The organism is Budvicia aquatica DSM 5075 = ATCC 35567, assembly GCF_000427805.1.
Lineage (GTDB): Bacteria > Pseudomonadota > Gammaproteobacteria > Enterobacterales > Enterobacteriaceae > Budvicia > Budvicia aquatica.
Genome location: NZ_ATYS01000001.1, coordinates 174,044 through 191,654, shown reverse-complemented (window position 1 = coordinate 191,654; position 17,611 = coordinate 174,044). Strand labels below are relative to the sequence as shown.

Here is a 17,611-nt window from a genome sequence, read left to right as displayed (position 1 = left end):
TCCGTTGAACAGAGCCTGTTGTATACACTGTTACACCATAACAATCAGATAAATATCACCTTACTTATGATCTACCGGTGAACGGGACTTATTATGTTTAAACTGAAAAAATTGGCTTTAGTTTCGCTGTTGGCACTGGCGGGCTGTACTTCGCTGGAGCCGGAATATCAACGGCCGGAAATGCCCGTTCCGCAATATTTTTCAGTGACCCGTAATGCGCTGGTTGAATCCGACAGTATTACCACACCCGGTTGGCAAACCTTTTTTGTTTCACCTTCGTTAAAACAGGTTATTTCGCTGTCATTGGTGCATAACAGCGACCTGAAAACGGCCAGTCTGAAAGTCGCTCAGGCGGCGGCTCAATATAACCTGACTGATTCCGAGCGGTACCCTCAATTAACCGGTTCGACTGATGCCAATTACAGCGGCGGATTCAGAAACCCGTCTACTACCGAACGCAAATACAGTATTGGCATGGGGCTTAGCCTTGAGCTGGATTTCTTCGGTCGATTAAAGAACATGAGTGAAGCTGAACAGCAGCGCTTTTTTGCCAGCGAACAGGCGCAACGGGCAGCCCATATTTTAGTGGTTTCCGGCGTAGCACAAAGCTACCTAAACCGCAGCCGGGCTGAACAACAGTTAACTATCGCCAGACAGACTCTACAAAACTACCAACGTTCTTATCAGTTTATGGAACAACGGGCCCGAATGGGAAATTCCACCCTGCTGGCTTTAGAACAGGCCCGTGGCCAAACGGAAACGGCTCGCACTGACATCGCTAAACGTGAAGGCGAACTGGCGCAGGCAAACCATGCCTTACAGCTAATTGTAGGGCAATATACTCTGCCAAAAGACGCCACGTTATCGACTGAAAAAGTCACCGAGATCGTTAAGCTACCCGCTAATTTATCATCCGATATTCTGCTTCAACGCCCGGATATTATTGAAGCCGAACACTTATTAATGGCAGATAACGCCGATATCGGTGCAGCCAGAGCGGCATTTTTCCCATCGGTCTCATTAACCGGAAATATCAGCGGTAACAGTACCAATATCACTAACCTATTTGATGCCGCCAATGGCCTGTGGAATTTCATACCTAAAATCGAGCTGCCGATTTTTAACGGCGGTAAAAACAGAGCCAATTTGTCATTAGCTGAGATTCGCCAGCAGATGTCGGTGGTTAACTATGAACAAAAAATTCAAACCGCCTTTAAAGAAGTCGCTGACGCCCTATCGCTCAGATCCACCATTGCCGCTCAGATCGAGGCTCAGCGTCGTTATCTGAACTCGCTGCGCATCACTCAACATCGGGCCAATGTGCTGTATGGCAACGGTGCCGTGAGCTTTATCGAAATACTGGATACCGAGCGCGCCCTGTTTAGCGCTCAACAAACCCTGGTCGATCTTGAGTTTGACCAACAGCTTAATGAAATCACGCTGTTTGCCGCATTAGGTGGCGGCTGGATTGAATAACAATCTGTTGTTTGTTTTTTGCTGTTTCTAATTTTCTTATCGCATTTATTTTAAACCGGAGTTAAACATGAATAATTTACTTAAGCTGGTCGTCTTCACCCTGCTGTCTGGTCCAGTCGCTTTAACCGCCGTCGCTGCTCAAGATCATCAAGGTCATGGTATGCCAGCGGCGCAAACGGCTGCAACAAACCCAGCATCAGAAAAAGTCATCACCACTAAAGGTGAAATCAAGATTATCGATCTGGATAACAAGAAAATCACCGTTGCCCATGAACCAATACCGTCGATTAACTGGCCGGCAATGACCATGCGATTCACCTTTGATGATCCGGCACAAATTAGCGGCCTCAAGGTTGGTGACAAGATCGACCTCGATTTTGTTCAGCAAGGCAATATTTCGCTGTTAAAGAAAATCGCCCTGACCCGCTAACTTTCTTTGCGGCGGATTTTCAGAACCGGCGAACTGACTTATTGCCGACCGGTTCTGAATAACTCAGCCGTACTTTTCATACTTTAGCCCTCTGTTTATTATTGAGTCAGGAACACTTATGGCCCCGACAACCATTAAAAATATAGTCATCATCGCAGGCAGTTTATTGGTCGGAGGTTTAGCTGCCACCGGTATTAACGCCTACTTTGTTACTTCTCCAGCGGGACATTTGCCAGAAGAAAGCCCGACTACTGAAGCGAAAGTTCTGTTTTGGTATGACCCGATGTACCCGAACACCAAATTTGATAAGCCGGGTAAATCACCGTTTATGGACATGGACTTGGTACCGAAATATGCCGACGAAGATGGCGATGGCGATGGTACTCAGGCTAAAGCCGGGATCAAAATTGATCCGACAATGACTCAAAACTTAGGTTTGCGTACCGAACAGGTCACTTATGGTCAGCTAAATTATGCTCTGACCATACCGGCAAACCTGAGTTTTAATGAATATCAGTATGCGATTGTACAGTCGCGCTCAGAGGGATTTATCGAGAAAGTCTACCCGTTGACTATCGGTGATAAAGTTAAAAAAGGAACGCCGCTGATTGAGCTTACCATTCCTGAATGGGTTGAAGCTCAAAGTGAATATCTGCTATTAGCCGAAACCGGCGCTTCGCCGTTACAAATTAAAGGCATTTTGGAACGGCTGCGCCTGTCGGGTATGTCTGAAGATGAAATCTCACAGCTGCGTAAAACCAGAAAAGCTCAAACCCGCTTTGTGATTAAAGCACCGATGGACGGAGTTATCACTGCGTTTGATCTCAGAAGCGGTATGAACATTTCCAAAGACAAAGTCGTCGCTCAAATTCAGGGAATTAACCCGATCTGGATTAATGCATCGATCCCTGAATCTGCCTCTTATCTGTTAAAAGACTCGACTCAATTTAGCATCGGCGTACCGGCCTATCCGCAGGAAACATTTAAGGTACTTAAGTGGGACATTCTGCCGAGCGTTGATCCGATAACTAGAACCCTACAGGTTCGTCTTGCAGTTGATAATGCTAAAGAGCGACTGAAGCCCGGCATGAACGCAGTAATGACACTCAACAGCCAAAGCGAACCAATGCTACTAATCCCGTCACAGGCAGTTATCGATGCCGGAGATGAACAACGGGTCATTACCTTAAATGAACAAGGCCGCTTCGTTCCTAAGTTAATCAAAATTTTTCATGAGTCCAAACAACAAACGGGCTTGATTTCCGGGCTAGAGGAAGGCGAAACCGTAGTAACCAGCGGTCTGTTTTTAATTGATTCTGAGGCCAATATCTCCGGTGCATTAGACCGTATGAGACAACAACAGACGGCGACAGAAATCGACCATTCACAGCACGTCGCCCCCTCCACCGCTCAACCCGATCCGCACGCGGGACACTAAGGAAACTATGATGATTGAATGGATTATTCGCCGATCGGTCGCTAACCGTTTTCTGGTCATGATGGGCGTGCTTTTTCTTGCCGTTTGGGGCACTTGGATTATTGTTAAGACCCCGGTCGATGCATTACCGGATCTGTCTGACGTTCAGGTTATTGTTAAAACCAGCTACCCCGGCCAAGCACCACAAATAGTTGAGAATCAGGTTACTTATCCGCTAACCACCACCATGCTATCGGTGCCGGGGGCAAAAACCGTGCGCGGATTTTCATCTTTCGGTGACTCTTATGTGTATGTCATTTTCGAAGACGGAACAGATCTGTATTGGGCCCGTTCACGGGTGCTTGAATATTTAAATCAGGTTCAGGGCAAACTCCCCAGTGGTGTCACCTCTGAACTTGGCCCTGATGCCACCGGCGTTGGCTGGATTTTTGAATACGCGCTGGTCGACCGGACGGGTAAACACGATCTGGCTGAACTTCGTTCACTGCAAGACTGGTTCTTAAAGTTTGAATTAAAGACCATTCCCAATGTTGCTGAAGTCGCCTCTGTCGGCGGTGCGATAAAACAGTATCAGGTAGTGATTGACCCGCTTAAACTGACCCAATATGGCATTACCCTCGCCAGCGTTAAACAGGCGATTAACGCCTCTAATCAGGAAGCCGGTGGCTCTGCGATTGAAATGGCTGAAGCGGAATATATGGTCAGAGCAAGCGGCTATCTTCAGTCTATTGAAGACTTTAACCAAATCGTATTAACCAGCGGTCAGAACGGCGTTCCGGTCTATTTACGAGACATTGCCCGCGTCCAGCTCGGCCCTGAAATGCGCCGCGGCGTGGCTGAATTAAACGGTGAAGGTGAAGTCGCGGGTGGGATTGTGCTGTTGCGTTCCGGTGAGAATGCACGGGAAGTTATTGAAGCGGTAAAAATTAAGTTAGCAGCGCTGAAGTCGAGCCTGCCTGACGGCGTGGAGATTGTGACCACCTACGATCGCAGCCAGCTTATTGACCGTGCCATCGATAATCTAAGTTATAAATTGCTCGAAGAATTTATTGTTGTTGCCCTGGTCTGTGCCCTATTCTTATGGCATCTGCGTTCAGCCCTGGTGGCCATAATATCGTTACCTCTTGGCCTTTGTATTGCCTTTATCGTGATGCACTTTCAGGGAGTTAATGCCAACATTATGTCACTGGGCGGTATTGCGATTGCGGTCGGTGCCATGGTGGATGCCGCGATAGTGATGATAGAGAATGCCCATAAAAAGCTCGAAGAGTGGGAGCATCAGCATCCACAGAAAAAGCTGGATAACGAAACCCGATGGGCAGTGATCACCGATGCGGCAGTTGAAGTTGGCCCGGCCCTGTTTATCAGCCTGCTGATCATCACGCTATCTTTTATCCCTATTTTTACCCTTGAAGGTCAGGAAGGACGGCTATTCGGACCATTGGCGTTCACCAAAACCTATGCCATGGCGGGTGCTGCAGTACTGGCTATCGTGGTGATTCCAATTCTGATGGGATACTGGATCCGCGGTAAAATTCCTAAAGAATCCAGTAATCCACTTAATCGCTTTTTAATTCGAATCTATCATCCGCTATTGCTTAAGGTTCTACACTGGCCGAAAGTCACGCTGTTGATTGCATTACTGTCACTGACCACTATTTTGTGGCCGTTAAGTAAGATCGGCGGAGAGTTTCTGCCAAGTATCAATGAAGGTGACTTACTGTATATGCCCTCTACCTTACCGGGTGTTTCTGCCGCCCAGTCAGCTGCGCTATTACAGGCTACCGATAAGCTGATTAAATCAGTGCCGGAAGTCGCCAGCGTATTTGGTAAAGCGGGTAAAGCCGAAACGGCGACCGACTCAGCGCCGATGGAAATGGTAGAAACCACCATTCAGTTGAAGCCGCAGAGTGAGTGGCGGCCGGGTATGACCATTGAAAAAATCATAGAAGAACTCGATCAAACCGTGCGCTTACCGGGGCTGGCTAACCTGTGGGTTCCACCCATTCGTAATCGTATTGATATGCTCTCTACCGGGGTAAAAAGCCCGATAGGTATTAAAGTTTCAGGTACTGACTTAGCCGATATTGATATCACTGCTCAGCAAATTGAAGAAGTGGCTAAGCAGGTGCCGGGAGTGGTTTCCGCACTGGCAGAACGCTTAGTGGGCGGGCGCTATATTGATGTGGATATTAAACGAGAACAGGCTGCTCGTTACAATATGACCATTGAAGACGTTCAGCTATTTGTCTCTTCGGCCATTGGTGGCGCAATGATTGGCGAGACGGTTGAAGGTATTGCCCGCTATCCGATTAATATTCGCTATCCGCAAAGCTATCGCAACAGCCCGCAGTCGTTACGTGAGTTACCGATATTAACGCCGATGAAGCAGCAAATTACCTTAGGTGACGTTGCTGATATCAACGTCGTTGCCGGTCCGCCAATGTTAAAAACAGAAAATGCCCGCCCTGCCAGTTGGATCTATATCGATGCCCGGGGCCGGGATATGGTCTCGGTAGTTAACGACCTGCGTGATGCTATTCATCAACAGGTTCAGCTTAAGCCGGGAACCAGCGTTTCGTTTACCGGCCAGTTTGAACTGTTAGAGCGGGCTAACCAAAAGCTGAAACTGATGGTGCCTGCAACGCTGATGATCATCTTTATTCTGCTGTATATCGCATTTAAACGTTTGGATGAAGCTCTGCTGATTATTGCCAGTATCCCGTTTGCACTAACCGGCGGAATTTGGTTCTTATATGCACTGGGCTTTAACTTTTCAGTGGCTACCGGAACCGGATTTATTGCCCTGGCCGGTCTTGCCGCCGAGTTTGGCGTGGTGATGCTGATGTATTTACGTCATGCCATCGAGGAACATCCTGAGCTGAGTAAACCGGAAACATTCAGTGAGCAGAAACTGGATGATGCGCTATACCACGGTGCGGTACTGCGAGTCAGGCCTAAAGCCATGACGGTCGCCGTGATTATTGCCGGGCTGTTGCCTATCTTATGGGGAACCGGCGCGGGATCTGAAGTGATGAGCCGTATTGCTGCACCGATGATCGGCGGCATGATCACTGCCCCGCTGCTTTCGATGTTTATTATACCGGCGGCCTATAAACTGATTTGGATGCGTAAGCACCGAAACTAACATTAAATCAGGCCGGTTAACTCGGCAATTTGCTTAGTGAAACTGGCCGGTTTATGGCAGTTAAGATATAAATGATATTGGGCGATGGTGCCATTTCATAAAAACTTAGGAGGGTGTATGAAGCCCGATTTATCAGGTATCGAAGTGTTATTTGTTGCCGGTTTTGGCCCGATTACACAAAATACTGCAATCAGTAAATCATTCTATGTCGATTCTCTTGGCTTACCGCTAAAACCGATGGACGGTAATACTGACTATATATTGACCGGGCATGATGCATTAGGCGGCGTTAAACACTTTGCGCTTTGGCCGCTTTCTCAGGCGGCATATTCCTGTTTTGGAACCGAACAATGGCCGGACAATCTTCCTGTACCTCAAGGATGGATCGAATTTGAAGTGAGCGATATTGATACCGCCACTGACATCCTGAGCGGCAAAGGTTATCAGTTATTGGTAGCTAAACGTGAAGAGCCATGGGGCCAAATCGTGACTCGCCTTCTCAGTCCTGAAGGGCTACTAACAGGTGTGACGATTACGCCGTGGTTGCGTTAGAAGCCTCGGCAAAGAAACCGACCTGATACCGGGTAAAATGGCAGCCCTCATAAGTCGGGGCTCATATTTTATCTAAACCGTAAGCTATGCCTTATCTTATTCAGGCTTATCATTTCGGTGGTTGGTCCCCCATTCACACATCATATCTAATACCGGAATTAACGATTTTCCCCTTTCAGTAAGGCTATATTCTACTTTGGGGGGAATTTGCGGGTATTCCTTTCTCACCACCAGGCCATCTCTTTCCAGCTCTTTCAACGTTGTGCTCAGGGTTTTAAAAGAAATGGTATCAATGCTGCGTTTAAGTTCGTTAAATCGCATAACGGGTTTGAATTCAGCCAGCCAATATAAAATAACCATTTTATATTTCCCGCTAATCAACGACAGCGTATAGCTAAATCCGCTATCACCCATGATATCACTGGTACTACAGGGATTTATCTCAGCCATAACACTCTCCTTTTGTATAGTATATAACTTCAATTACCGTACTTTATTTTAAAAAGCAATCTAACATACAATGCCGGAGCGGTACAAATACCGGCAACCTGTGTTGGCGGATGACGATGTTTTTTTACATAAATGGAGTAACAGATTTGAAAACACTGATTGTTGTATCTCATCCCAACTTGACGCATTCTGTGGTCAATAAACGCTGGATTGAAGAGCTGAAAAAGTACCCTGACTTATATACCGTACACGACCTTTATCAGGCATATCCGGACGGTGTGATTGACGTAGCAAAAGAACAGGCGCTGGTAGAACAGCACGGTAACCTGATTTTGCAGTTTCCGCTCTACTGGTTTAACTGCCCGCCGCGCTTAAAGCAGTGGCTGGATGAAGTGTTTCTCTACGGCTGGGCCTATGGTTCTACCAGCGGCTATAAGCTAAAAAGTCATAAGATTGCGCTGGCCGTTAGCGCCGGAATCAGTCAGGAAGACTTTGTCGAAGGTGGCCAATATAACGGTTCGTTACAACAAATTTTGCAGCCGTTTGAATTAACTGCAAAATATGTGCAGGCCGATTATGCTGAGCCCTATTTGTTCTATGATGCTGAGTTTAAGCTGATACCGGAGCGGGTTGAAGCCAGTGCTAAAGGGTATATTGAGTATTTGAGCACTCTTTGAGTCGGTGGCTGTTGGCCTGATGACTATAAAGTCGTTCAATTTTATTTCAACGGGATGACGAAGATACCGCCACCCTCGTCATCCCCGTGAAAACGGGGATCCAGGTTTTAACTTGTTAACATCGTTTAACTTAAGGCTGGACGATTCGCTTTTGATGTTTAATTTTATTTATTGGATGACTTTATGGATATTAATAAAACGGAATATATCAAGGCTACCAACCTGCCGGATTATAACAAAATATTCCTGAGATTGATGTTGGTAGTATTGTTTCTTATGCTGCCTGTTGCAGGTGTCAACGCCGAAAGCATTCATGCCGTTGGCATCAAGAAGCTTGAAGTTGTCGATCCTATTGATCATCAGCCAATGGAAACCGTCGTGTTCTTCCCTATTTCCGGGCGCGCTGAAGTGACCAACATTGGCCCTTATCAGATTGCGGCATCCAAGTCAGTCGCCATTGAGCGCGGTTTCTATCCGCTGATCCTGCTATCTCACGGGAATATGGGCAGTATGTGGGGGCATCATGACCTCGCTACAACCTTAGCGCGACAAGGATATATCGTCGTTAGCCTGACCCATCCCGGTGATAACTTCCAGAATTCTAGCAAGATGGGCACTACCAGCGTGCTCTACGGACGCCCCTTGCAGGTATCTGCTGCTTTATCGGCGGCTCTTAAAGATTCTGTACTTGCACCCCATATCGATAAGGATCGAATAGGATTTGTCGGGTTTTCGGCCGGAGGAACCACCGGCTTGATACTCGCGGGCGCCAAACCGACGCTGGCACGCCTGGTGGAGTATTGCGCTAAGCGCCCCAACGACCGCCATGTCTGCGAAGCCAAGGGACATATTCGGTTAGATCGCCCCGATCTTGCAGCATCCGCTGACCCGCGTATTCGGTCATTCGTTCTGCTCGCCCCTTTAAGCGTTATGTTTACGCCAGCGGAATCGAAGCTTATCAAATCACCGTTACTGATCTTCGTCGGAGATAAGGATGAAGAATTATCCCCTGATGAAAATGGGATGGCGTTAGCAAAGAATCTAGGTGCATCGTTGCAGGTCATTGCCAACGCGGGTCATTTCACGTTCTTATCACCCTGTTCACCCGATATGAGCCAAGCTATGCCGGAATTATGTATTGACCCTAAAGGCATTAATCGTACTGAGACCCATCAAAGGATTAATGCTGATATCGCAAGCTTCTTTAAGGATACGCTTGGCGTACAGTAGCGATAAGGTTATTGAATTAATGGCATTGATAAAATGTCATTGGTTCAAACTGAGGCCGCCACATCAGTAAGGGACGCTCATTAGCACAGTTAACATTCACTCGAACTGGGCTAAAATTAACAACCTTAATTGAGGCAAATCATCAATAGGATCATTTCCTATGACAAACTCAACATCAGCACGTTTTATTTCTACAAAGTCACCTTCTATTTGGGCTGATATCGTGTAAGCCATCATTAATTTCCATTATCGTTTTCCTTTGTCTGGATTAATCGTGTCGGTAACGCAGGTTACTGGCTGTATCGTAAATGCGACAAACATCATGCTATGCCTATAAATTCAAGTGTTATCAGAAAAGCTAGGGCTCGCAAATACTGTTATAGTAATCAACGTCTTTCTTTATATATATATGACATGGAGATTATTGATATGAGTATGCCAAGTAAAGAGCAGTTCTTTTCTCTCTTTGACAATCCACAAAGTGAATCCGTGCGTAAAATTCAATCTGAACTCAGTGAACGCCGATCGGACTTGGTTTATGAAAAGGATTATTTTCGAGTTTTCTGTGAAGTTTTTTGCCTGAATATGGATTGGAAAGAAAGCATTCTCGACTTTCTTGAGTGCCTATCAGAGCATTTAGGGACCGATATCTTGCAAGTGACTATTGATGACGATAATGAATCAGCAGAAGTTCATTATCGTAGTAACTATAGTATCTTCACTTCCCCTGAATTAGATGACTTTGATGACACAGCCGAAACTTTCGTCGCAGACATAGCTAAGCTTCAAGCTATGCTGGAACAGGACTACATTATCCTAATGGTCAATGCTCATAAATATGGAGTTAGTGACACTCTTCAATTTTTGATCATCCCTGCTGAGCTGTGGCAACAAGCTGAATCGCATTACGGTACTCAGCATGTTTCCGCCAACTTTTTAACCTACGGCAGTGCCTGATTGCCTGATTGCTTGATTAGTTGCTCAATTTATTTTTAAAATATTCCAGTGGGCTCCGGCTATCATTTCATGCTCACGCAACACTTATGTTGGCTGTCCTAAACCGGTATAGGACAGTACCGATCTGGTAATCATTTACAAATAATCACTTATCTTAAAGGTACAGGCCGTTTCTCAATGGTGCGCTACAACAAATCTAACACCTAATTATTAACGTAAAGACGTTATGCCGACTGAACAAAAAATAACCCCGCATTATCAACATCATCAATATTTTTTTTCAAAAATAAATAACCGATGGCATCAGATAATCCTAAAGCCCCACCGTCTTTTGATGGAATATCTGCTGAGTATAGCTGACATATAAAATCATAATCTTTTATGATTTTATCGTAGCCAACCATTCCATTTGGTATTTCATTAGATAGAAAGGAGAATGCTGGATAATCTTCATCATTAATTTGTTTTTCATTTAATTTAATTCTTTGACAAGGAAAAGTATTACCAGATTCATTTAACTTAGAGCTATTACTGACGGTCACCTTTGTAAAACCTGATTTGATATAGTTCAGCTCTATATCATCGCCAAAAAAAATAATATCATCTAGAAAATATCTGTTTTCATTGTAAGTCGAAAAAACAGATATATACCTACCTTTAGGCAGCTTGAAACGGTTAATTTCATTATTCAACTTATCACTATCAATGGTAATGAGCAGTGTTAAATCTTCCCCTAACGGATTTTTTGGCCAATCTTTCTCAATAAATGCCCCTCCGCCAAATTTGATGCCGCTATCATTATCATCTGCTGACGCGCATAGAAGCTGATAAACCTGTCGCATAATATCTCCACTCGACATTTGATAAGTTTTTTATAAAAACGGGCTGTTTTCCTCTTAGTTTATACTGACAGAACTGCCAAAGAAGATATCACTAAGATGATTTTTTAATCGGACATAATCTATATTGTCATTGCTGAACGTAACCACAATCCTTGACGCGTTGACCTTTTCTTCCTTGCCTGCCTTTATATCAACAATAAAATTTGTCCGGTTCAATATTACTTTTTCTATCGCGTTCGAGGTTTCCATTTCTGATAAATGAGTCTGAATACCAATTGAATCATCAATTTCACCATCATCAAATCTGGAGATAATTAGATAGTTTTCTGGCTCAGTTGGATCATCACCGATACCCATAACAAGAACGTCATCCTCGGTATAATAATTAACCACAGAAGCGGTAAATTTGACCTCATTACTCATAAGTTATTCCTCAAAATTTATCCCTTTATTTTGCGATTCATTTCCATAATTCCCAATTCTCTCACTAAATAGCCGCCCGGCCAATTGCCCCTTTCTCGCGGTCCTTGCTTTCCCTCGTCATCCCCGTGAAAACGGGGACCCAGGTCTTGGGCGCAATGGTTTAAGGGAACGACTCAAGGATTGGACTGCGTTTTCAACCTGTCTCTTGATCAGAAGGTCCGCTCAAGAGACAGGATTGAGACGTGGAGTTGCACTACTGATAGATCATTGTGTAATGAATAGAATTTTATAAGTCTTCTAATCGCCCGTGTTTTTCATAGCGGGAGACGCGGGAAATACCATTATTATCATCGACAAAGATAACCTTAGGCTGATGACTCTGCGCTTCTTCTGGCGTTAGCCGGGCATAACACATGATAATGATCTTATCGCCGACCTGAACGTGACGAGCCGCGGCACCGTTAAGGCAAATCAAGCCGCTGCCGCGCTGGCCTGTAATGGTATAGGTCTCAAACCGGCTACCGTTATTGATATTGACGATTTGGACTTTTTCATACTCCAAAATACCCGAGGCATCCAACAGATCCTGATCGACGGTAATACTACCGATATAGTCCAGCTCAGCCTGCACCACCGTTGCCCGGTGGATTTTGCTTTTTAGCATGGTGAGTTCCATCACCGCCTCCTGTTAAATATCAAAAACAATGTTATCAATTAATCGGGTTTTACCGATGTAAACGGCAATCGCACAGAGTACGGACCGATTAATGCCTTCTACCGGGCTTAGGGTATCGGCATCAACAATCGAGATATAGTCGATTTTGGCTAATGGTTCCTGCTCGATTAACGCTGTCATTTGGGCTGAGATTCGCTGGCAGTCCCTTTCTCCGTCTTGCATTAGCTGCTGTGAAAGCTTAATGGCACGATAAAGGCAGAGTGCAGCCTGACGTTGCTCTCGGTTGAGATAACTGTTGCGCGAGCTTTTAGCCAAGCCATCGTGCTCGCGGATAATCGGACAGCCAATAATCTCAACGTCAATATTTAAATCCCGGACCATACGACGGATCACCGCCAGCTGTTGAGCATCTTTTTGCCCGAAATAGGCTTTGTCTGGCTGCACAATATTAAATAGCTTGCTGACCACGGTACATACGCCTCTGAAATGTATCGGGCGACTGCGACCGCACAGCTCTTCGGTTAATCCGGTCATATCAACAAAGCTGCAAAAATCAGCAGAGTACATCTCGGCGGCATCCGGATGAAAAATCAGATCTGCTCCGGCCTGCTGGCACAGCTGACGATCTTTATCTAAATCCTTCGGATAGCTGGCCAGATCTTCCGTCGGGCCAAATTGCATTGGGTTCACAAACACTGAGACCACGACTTTTTCATTCTCTGATTTTGCCGCCGTCATCAGGCTTTGATGACCTTCGTGCAAATATCCCATTGTCGGCACCAGCCCGACCTGATGGCCGGCCCTTTTCCAGGCTTTAACAATATCGCGCACTTCACTGATGGTTTTGACTATCTGGACCAAAGCAATTCCCCTGTCTGTCGTTGTGATATCCAAACGTTGTGTTAACCCAAAATTCTTTGTTTTAGTTTTTCAATAATTTCATCATCTATAGTAAAGGTATGTTCAAGGGCAGGAAATTCACCGTTTTTGGTTTGCTGAATATACTGGCCGAAAGCGGCCTTCATGTGTTCACCGATATCAACGAACTTTTTAGCAAACTTAGGCGAATGCCCGCCGTACATACCGGTCATATCTTGATACACCAAAACCTGACCGTCACACCCGGCTCCGGCACCGATTCCAATGGTCGGAATAGATAATAACGATGAAATTAAGCCGGCTAATTTGGCCGGCACACACTCCAGCACCACGGCAAAGGCCCCGGCCTTTTCTACCGCTAATGCTGATTGAATAATCTTCCATGCCGCATCTAAATCTCGACCCTGGACTTTAAAACCGCCGAAGGCATTAACCGACTGTGGCGTGAGCCCTAAATGGGCCATTACCGGAATAGCGGCCTGAGTGATGGCACTTATCTGAGGGCATACCTCTTCACCACCTTCCAGTTTTACCGCATGGGCCCGGCCTTCTTTAACCAGTCGGCCAGCGTTATACAATGCGTCCTGAACTGAAACCTGATAAGACATAAAGGGTAAATCGGTCACCACCATGGCCTGACCGGCACCTCTGGCGACGGCTTTACTATGATGGATCATATCGTCCATGGTCACCGAAAGCGTATCTTCATAACCAAGCATCACCATACCGAGTGAGTCACCCACTAACAGCGCATTGATCCCCGCCTGATCCATTAGTTTAGCGGTCGAGTAATCATAGGCTGTCAGTACGGTGATTTTATCTTTATCTATTTTCTGCTGCTGCATACTGATAACGGTATTTTTCACGATGTTAACTCCGCCTCTATAAATGAATAATCTCTGTCCGGGTGCTTCTGTTTAGCTACGTTAAGCAGTACCTGCGATAACATCATGTATATCTGCCGTTCTGTTCCGCTTAGCGCATTAATATGCTTACGGATGGTCTCTGCATCGCCACGTTCCAGTGGCCCCGTTAACGCATTAGTGACGCCCGATGCGCAAATATTTTCAGCATTACCTATAAATAGTGCATTCCAGGCTTTTTGAGAAAAATCCCGATCAAAACCGCACTTTGAAAACAGGTCTGAACCTACTGCGGCCAACGCAACAACCAGATTACTCATCATAGCTGAAGCCGCGTGATACAACGCTTTGTCCTGTGCGCTGATGACGCTTACCGGATTTCCAATGCTTTCAATCAACGTTATCAACGGGTTAATTTCAGGCCCATGACCTTCAACGGTAAAATAGACCTCAGAAAATGATTTAAATGAGTTGTACTTGTCATGAATAGCGTAAATAGGATGGACAGAATAACCATAACCACCATGACGTTGAATATCGGTAAAAATATCTGAAGCTAGCCCGCCGCTACAATGACAAATATTCTTGTTATTAACCGGATACTGCTTAATTTTGTTCCATACGTCAGTAATGGCTGCATCAGGTACTGTGACAAATATTGTGTCACAATTCAGCAGCAACGCCGGCAATTCACAAAAGTATTGAGTATCGGTAAACATCGCAGCATCTTTGGCATCATCAATCTGCCGGCTGTAATAGCCGACCACCTCAATGCCTCGCAGAGTGAGATATTTCCCTAAGGTAAATCCGACCTTTCCTGCACCAATAAACCCAATTTTCAAAGCGACCTCAGCTACTCTTTGAACCTGTTGCCAGACAGTAAGATAACGCCTATTTGATCTTTCTAAAAGCCGGATAAATCCTTTCAATAATTAACAATATTTTAGATAAATGAATAAGTGCATTTTGGCGGAATATAACGCCTTCTAACGATGAACATGCCAGTGAATATAACGGGTATCTAAAGCGTGTTGGAGATATTGCTCGGGGACGATTTATTTGGCTAAAACAGAATGGCGCTGCTCAGATTGAGGGCTAGGAGGTTTATTTTGATGTCAGCATCAGTTTCGTCTGCGAGAAGGCGCCGGAATATTGGTTTTTTCTGGCGGTCTTATTAGGTTCAATCAACTCACGGGTGTTTGTTTTAAAACTATCTGTTATCATTCACTCGGTAAATACCTTTCAACTCAACCCGAGGCTTTGATGCTGGAGAATGTAATCATCAGATAATCAGCTTACCGACTTTTTCAAGCCGGACTGATTATCAATGCGCAGAAATCGAATGCGAACACCGCTGTGTTTGCAGGTTTTGTACATGATGATTAATAGGTTTTTCCAGTATGAATTTATCCCGTCAGGAACAACGTACCTTACACGTTCTCGCCAAAGGTGGACGTATTGCGCACATCCGCGATACTTCAGGCCGCGTCACATCCGTTGAATGCTATAGCCGTGAAGGACTGTTGCTCACCGACTGCACGCTTGCCGTGTTCAAAAAACTCAAGACCAAAAAGCTGATTAGATCCGTCAACGGTCAGCCCTACCGCATCAACACCACCGGGCTGAACAACGTTCGCGCCCAGCTCGATAACCGTTAAGGAGAGCATGATGGATATCCCACGTATTTTTACCATTAGCGAAAGCGCCCACCGCATCCATAATCCGTTTACGCCGGAGAAGTATGCCACGCTTGGTCATGCATTACGTATGAAGCCGGGCACACGCATTCTCGATCTCGGTAGCGGCTCAGGCGAAATGCTGTGCACTTGGGCGCGTGATTATGGCATCTCCGGTGTCGGAATCGATATGAGCCAGTTATTCAGTAAACAGGCAAAACTGCGCGCTGAAGAACTCGGCGTCACCGATCGCGTTGATTTTATTCATAACGATGCTGCCGGTTTTGTTGCCGACGAAAAATACCATGTGGCCGCCTGTGTCGGTGCCACCTGGATTGCGGGTGGCGTCGCCGGCACAATTAAGCTACTGGAAAAGAGCCTTAAACATGGTGGAATGATACTTATCGGTGAACCCTACTGGCTTCAGCAACCGACAACCGAAGAGATCGCCAGAGCGTGTGGAGCAACGTGTATCGCCGATTTTCTCACGCTTAATGGGCTTGTCACCTTTTTCGATCAACTCGACTATGACGTTGTGGAAATGGTACTGGCAGACCAAGAAGGCTGGGACAGATATGAAGCCGCTAAGTGGCTGACCATGCGCCACTGGTTGGCGGAGAATCCTGACGATGAGTTTGCCGAAGAAGTCCGAACGGCGTTAACCATATCGCCAAAACGCCACGTGACCTACACGCGGGAGGGGGGTATTTGTATTAATGGCACGATGATATAAAGCAGTCGGTATAGTCGAAAGGCTATACCGACATTCGAAATATCAAACCCTGCTCTGTTTTTACTTTTAGCGTTACTCGCTATCAGGCTGGCGAAATATTAGTTACCCACCCGCTTCATTAGATGTTCAGGATAGCGCGCGCCCTGAACTTCAATTGCAGACAGTGCGCTTTCAATGGCCTTAAGTTCAGTCGGGTTTAGGGTCAGATCTGTTGCGGCCAAATTTTCTTCCAGCCGATGAATTTTAGTGGTACCGGGGATCGGTACAATCCATGGTTTTTGCGCCAGTAGCCATGCCAGCGCGATTTGAGCCGGAGTCGCCTGTTTTTGTCGGGCTATGTGACCAAGAACTTCAACTAAATTTTGGTTAGCCTTACGGGCTTCCACACTAAAACGTGGCACAATATTACGGAAGTCATTGCTGTCAAAGGTGGTGTTTTCGGTTATAGCCCCGGTTAAAAAGCCTTTACCTAAAGGGCTAAATGGCACAAAGCCAATACCCAACTCTTCTAAGGTTGGCAATATTTCGAGTTCAGGTTCACGCCACCATAGGGAGTATTCACTTTGCAGCGCAGCCACCGGTTGAACGGCATGAGCCCGACGTATGGTTTGAGCTCCGGCCTCAGATAAACCAAAATGTTTTACCTTACCTTGTTGAATCAGTTCCTTAACCGTACCGGCTACGTCTTCAATCGGCACATTGGGGTCAACACGATGTTGATAAAGCAAGTCGATCGTTTCAATATTCAGACGCTTAAGCGAACCTTCAACCGCCTTACGAATTAATTCTGGTCGGCTATTGATGACTTGTTTACCGTCAGGCTGAGGTAGCTCAAAACCAAACTTGGTGGCGATAACCACGCTATCACGTACCGGTGCCAGCGCCTCTCCCAGTAATTCTTCATTGGTAAAAGGACCATAAACCTCAGCGGTATCAAACAAGGTCACGCCCCGCTCAACGGCGCCACGAATCAGTGATATTGCTTGCTGTTTATCCGTGGCCGGACCATAGCCAAAGCTCAACCCCATACAGCCTAAGCCTAAAGCAGAAACGGATAATCCCGCATTACCTAATTGACGCTTTTGCATTTTGTTTTCCTCAGAACAGTCTCCGATCGCCTTACTCTATTCAGTTGGTGATTCAATGATGAAGAATAAGGCG

General features: G+C 45.8%; 19 protein-coding genes. 10 read left to right on the top strand and 9 right to left on the bottom strand.

Annotated features, from left to right (window positions below; genetic code table 11):
• Positions 1-93 precede the first annotated feature (93 nt).
• The 5 genes from YWE_RS0100875 to YWE_RS0100855 all read left to right on the top strand — a co-directional run bounded on the left by YWE_RS0100875 (position 94) and on the right by YWE_RS0100855 (position 7,044).
• Positions 94-1,476: a Cu(I)/Ag(I) efflux RND transporter outer membrane protein gene (locus YWE_RS0100875; RefSeq protein WP_036014619.1), complete on the top strand. Its 1,383-nt coding sequence runs from the start codon at positions 94-96 to the stop codon at positions 1,474-1,476.
• A 67-nt stretch (positions 1,477-1,543) separates the two neighbouring features.
• Entirely contained in the window at positions 1,544-1,906 is a 363-nt protein-coding gene (locus tag YWE_RS0100870; protein ID WP_029092815.1) for a copper-binding protein, read from the top strand.
• 118 nt (positions 1,907-2,024) lie between these two features.
• Complete coding sequence (locus tag YWE_RS0100865; protein WP_029092814.1) at positions 2,025-3,344, top strand: efflux RND transporter periplasmic adaptor subunit; 1,320 nt, start codon at positions 2,025-2,027, stop codon at positions 3,342-3,344.
• 10 nt (positions 3,345-3,354) lie between these two features.
• On the top strand, positions 3,355-6,492 hold the full coding sequence (locus YWE_RS0100860; RefSeq protein ID WP_029092813.1) for a CusA/CzcA family heavy metal efflux RND transporter: 3,138 nt from the start codon (positions 3,355-3,357) through the stop codon (positions 6,490-6,492).
• Between the two features lie 117 nt (positions 6,493-6,609).
• Positions 6,610-7,044 (top strand): VOC family protein, encoded by a 435-nt coding sequence (locus YWE_RS0100855; protein ID WP_029092812.1) that lies wholly within the window; start codon positions 6,610-6,612, stop codon positions 7,042-7,044.
• A gap of 96 nt (positions 7,045-7,140) precedes the next feature.
• Here YWE_RS0100855 and YWE_RS0100850 read toward each other — a convergent pair whose 3' ends face one another.
• Complete coding sequence (locus YWE_RS0100850) at positions 7,141-7,494, bottom strand: winged helix-turn-helix transcriptional regulator (RefSeq protein ID WP_029092811.1); 354 nt, start codon at positions 7,492-7,494, stop codon at positions 7,141-7,143.
• 146 nt (positions 7,495-7,640) lie between these two features.
• Here YWE_RS0100850 and YWE_RS0100845 point away from each other — a divergent pair, with 146 nt between their 5' ends.
• On the top strand, positions 7,641-8,171 hold the full coding sequence (locus YWE_RS0100845; RefSeq protein ID WP_029092810.1) for an NAD(P)H-dependent oxidoreductase: 531 nt from the start codon (positions 7,641-7,643) through the stop codon (positions 8,169-8,171).
• Positions 8,172-8,426: 255 nt separating this feature from the next.
• Complete coding sequence (locus YWE_RS0100840; protein ID WP_036014674.1) at positions 8,427-9,401, top strand: alpha/beta hydrolase family protein; 975 nt, start codon at positions 8,427-8,429, stop codon at positions 9,399-9,401.
• A gap of 96 nt (positions 9,402-9,497) precedes the next feature.
• On the opposite strand, the gene YWE_RS30250 is transcribed toward YWE_RS0100840, so the two are convergent.
• Positions 9,498-9,635 carry a hypothetical protein gene (locus YWE_RS30250; protein ID WP_211230981.1) on the bottom strand — a complete coding sequence of 46 codons (138 nt, stop codon included), beginning with the start codon at positions 9,633-9,635 and terminating at the stop codon, positions 9,498-9,500.
• Between the two features lie 195 nt (positions 9,636-9,830).
• Between YWE_RS30250 and YWE_RS0100830 the strand changes: the two genes are divergently transcribed.
• Complete coding sequence (locus YWE_RS0100830) at positions 9,831-10,358, top strand: hypothetical protein (RefSeq protein WP_029092808.1); 528 nt, start codon at positions 9,831-9,833, stop codon at positions 10,356-10,358.
• A gap of 224 nt (positions 10,359-10,582) precedes the next feature.
• On the opposite strand, the gene YWE_RS0100825 is transcribed toward YWE_RS0100830, so the two are convergent.
• The 6 genes from YWE_RS0100825 to YWE_RS0100800 form a co-directional block, all read right to left on the bottom strand.
• Entirely contained in the window at positions 10,583-11,200 is a 618-nt protein-coding gene (locus YWE_RS0100825) for a hypothetical protein (RefSeq protein ID WP_029092807.1), read from the bottom strand.
• Positions 11,201-11,254: 54 nt separating this feature from the next.
• A complete protein-coding gene (locus YWE_RS28865; RefSeq protein WP_051323109.1) occupies positions 11,255-11,623 on the bottom strand; it encodes a hypothetical protein in 369 nt (122 codons plus the stop codon).
• Between the two features lie 286 nt (positions 11,624-11,909).
• Entirely contained in the window at positions 11,910-12,299 is a 390-nt protein-coding gene (panD, locus tag YWE_RS0100815) for an aspartate 1-decarboxylase (protein WP_029092806.1), read from the bottom strand.
• A 12-nt stretch (positions 12,300-12,311) separates the two neighbouring features.
• Positions 12,312-13,160, bottom strand: coding sequence for a pantoate--beta-alanine ligase (gene panC, locus YWE_RS0100810; protein ID WP_036014618.1), 849 nt, complete (start codon positions 13,158-13,160; stop codon positions 12,312-12,314).
• A gap of 41 nt (positions 13,161-13,201) precedes the next feature.
• Positions 13,202-14,044, bottom strand: coding sequence for a 3-methyl-2-oxobutanoate hydroxymethyltransferase (gene panB, locus YWE_RS0100805; RefSeq protein WP_029092804.1), 843 nt, complete (start codon positions 14,042-14,044; stop codon positions 13,202-13,204).
• Positions 14,041-14,970, bottom strand: a complete 930-nt coding sequence (locus tag YWE_RS0100800; RefSeq protein ID WP_084166925.1) for a Rossmann-like and DUF2520 domain-containing protein — start codon at positions 14,968-14,970, stop codon at positions 14,041-14,043. Before YWE_RS0100800 ends, panB begins: the two co-directional genes overlap by 4 nt.
• A gap of 471 nt (positions 14,971-15,441) precedes the next feature.
• Here YWE_RS0100800 and YWE_RS29345 point away from each other — a divergent pair, with 471 nt between their 5' ends.
• Positions 15,442-15,699 carry a YjhX family toxin gene (locus tag YWE_RS29345; protein WP_071605805.1) on the top strand — a complete coding sequence of 86 codons (258 nt, stop codon included), beginning with the start codon at positions 15,442-15,444 and terminating at the stop codon, positions 15,697-15,699.
• 10 nt (positions 15,700-15,709) lie between these two features.
• Positions 15,710-16,450, top strand: coding sequence for an SAM-dependent methyltransferase (locus tag YWE_RS26195; protein ID WP_407641203.1), 741 nt, complete (start codon positions 15,710-15,712; stop codon positions 16,448-16,450).
• A 98-nt stretch (positions 16,451-16,548) separates the two neighbouring features.
• On the opposite strand, the gene YWE_RS0100780 is transcribed toward YWE_RS26195, so the two are convergent.
• Positions 16,549-17,538, bottom strand: a complete 990-nt coding sequence (locus tag YWE_RS0100780) for an aldo/keto reductase (protein WP_029092802.1) — start codon at positions 17,536-17,538, stop codon at positions 16,549-16,551.
• Positions 17,539-17,611 lie beyond the last annotated feature (73 nt).

Coding starts and splice junctions, on each gene's coding strand:
- YWE_RS0100875 (WP_036014619.1), top strand. CDS start 94: ATGTTTAAACTGAAAAAATTGGCTTTAGTTTCGCTGTTGGCACTGGCG.
- YWE_RS0100870 (WP_029092815.1), top strand. CDS start 1,544: ATGAATAATTTACTTAAGCTGGTCGTCTTCACCCTGCTGTCTGGTCCA.
- YWE_RS0100865 (WP_029092814.1), top strand. CDS start 2,025: ATGGCCCCGACAACCATTAAAAATATAGTCATCATCGCAGGCAGTTTA.
- YWE_RS0100860 (WP_029092813.1), top strand. CDS start 3,355: ATGATTGAATGGATTATTCGCCGATCGGTCGCTAACCGTTTTCTGGTC.
- YWE_RS0100855 (WP_029092812.1), top strand. CDS start 6,610: ATGAAGCCCGATTTATCAGGTATCGAAGTGTTATTTGTTGCCGGTTTT.
- YWE_RS0100850 (WP_029092811.1), bottom strand. CDS start 7,494: ATGGCTGAGATAAATCCCTGTAGTACCAGTGATATCATGGGTGATAGC.
- YWE_RS0100840 (WP_036014674.1), top strand. CDS start 8,427: ATGTTGGTAGTATTGTTTCTTATGCTGCCTGTTGCAGGTGTCAACGCC.
- YWE_RS30250 (WP_211230981.1), bottom strand. CDS start 9,635: ATGGCTTACACGATATCAGCCCAAATAGAAGGTGACTTTGTAGAAATA.
- YWE_RS0100830 (WP_029092808.1), top strand. CDS start 9,831: ATGAGTATGCCAAGTAAAGAGCAGTTCTTTTCTCTCTTTGACAATCCA.
- YWE_RS0100825 (WP_029092807.1), bottom strand. CDS start 11,200: ATGCGACAGGTTTATCAGCTTCTATGCGCGTCAGCAGATGATAATGAT.
- YWE_RS28865 (WP_051323109.1), bottom strand. CDS start 11,623: ATGAGTAATGAGGTCAAATTTACCGCTTCTGTGGTTAATTATTATACC.
- panD (WP_029092806.1), bottom strand. CDS start 12,299: ATGGAACTCACCATGCTAAAAAGCAAAATCCACCGGGCAACGGTGGTG.
- YWE_RS29345 (WP_071605805.1), top strand. CDS start 15,442: ATGAATTTATCCCGTCAGGAACAACGTACCTTACACGTTCTCGCCAAA.
- YWE_RS26195 (WP_407641203.1), top strand. CDS start 15,710: ATGGATATCCCACGTATTTTTACCATTAGCGAAAGCGCCCACCGCATC.
- YWE_RS0100780 (WP_029092802.1), bottom strand. CDS start 17,538: ATGCAAAAGCGTCAATTAGGTAATGCGGGATTATCCGTTTCTGCTTTA.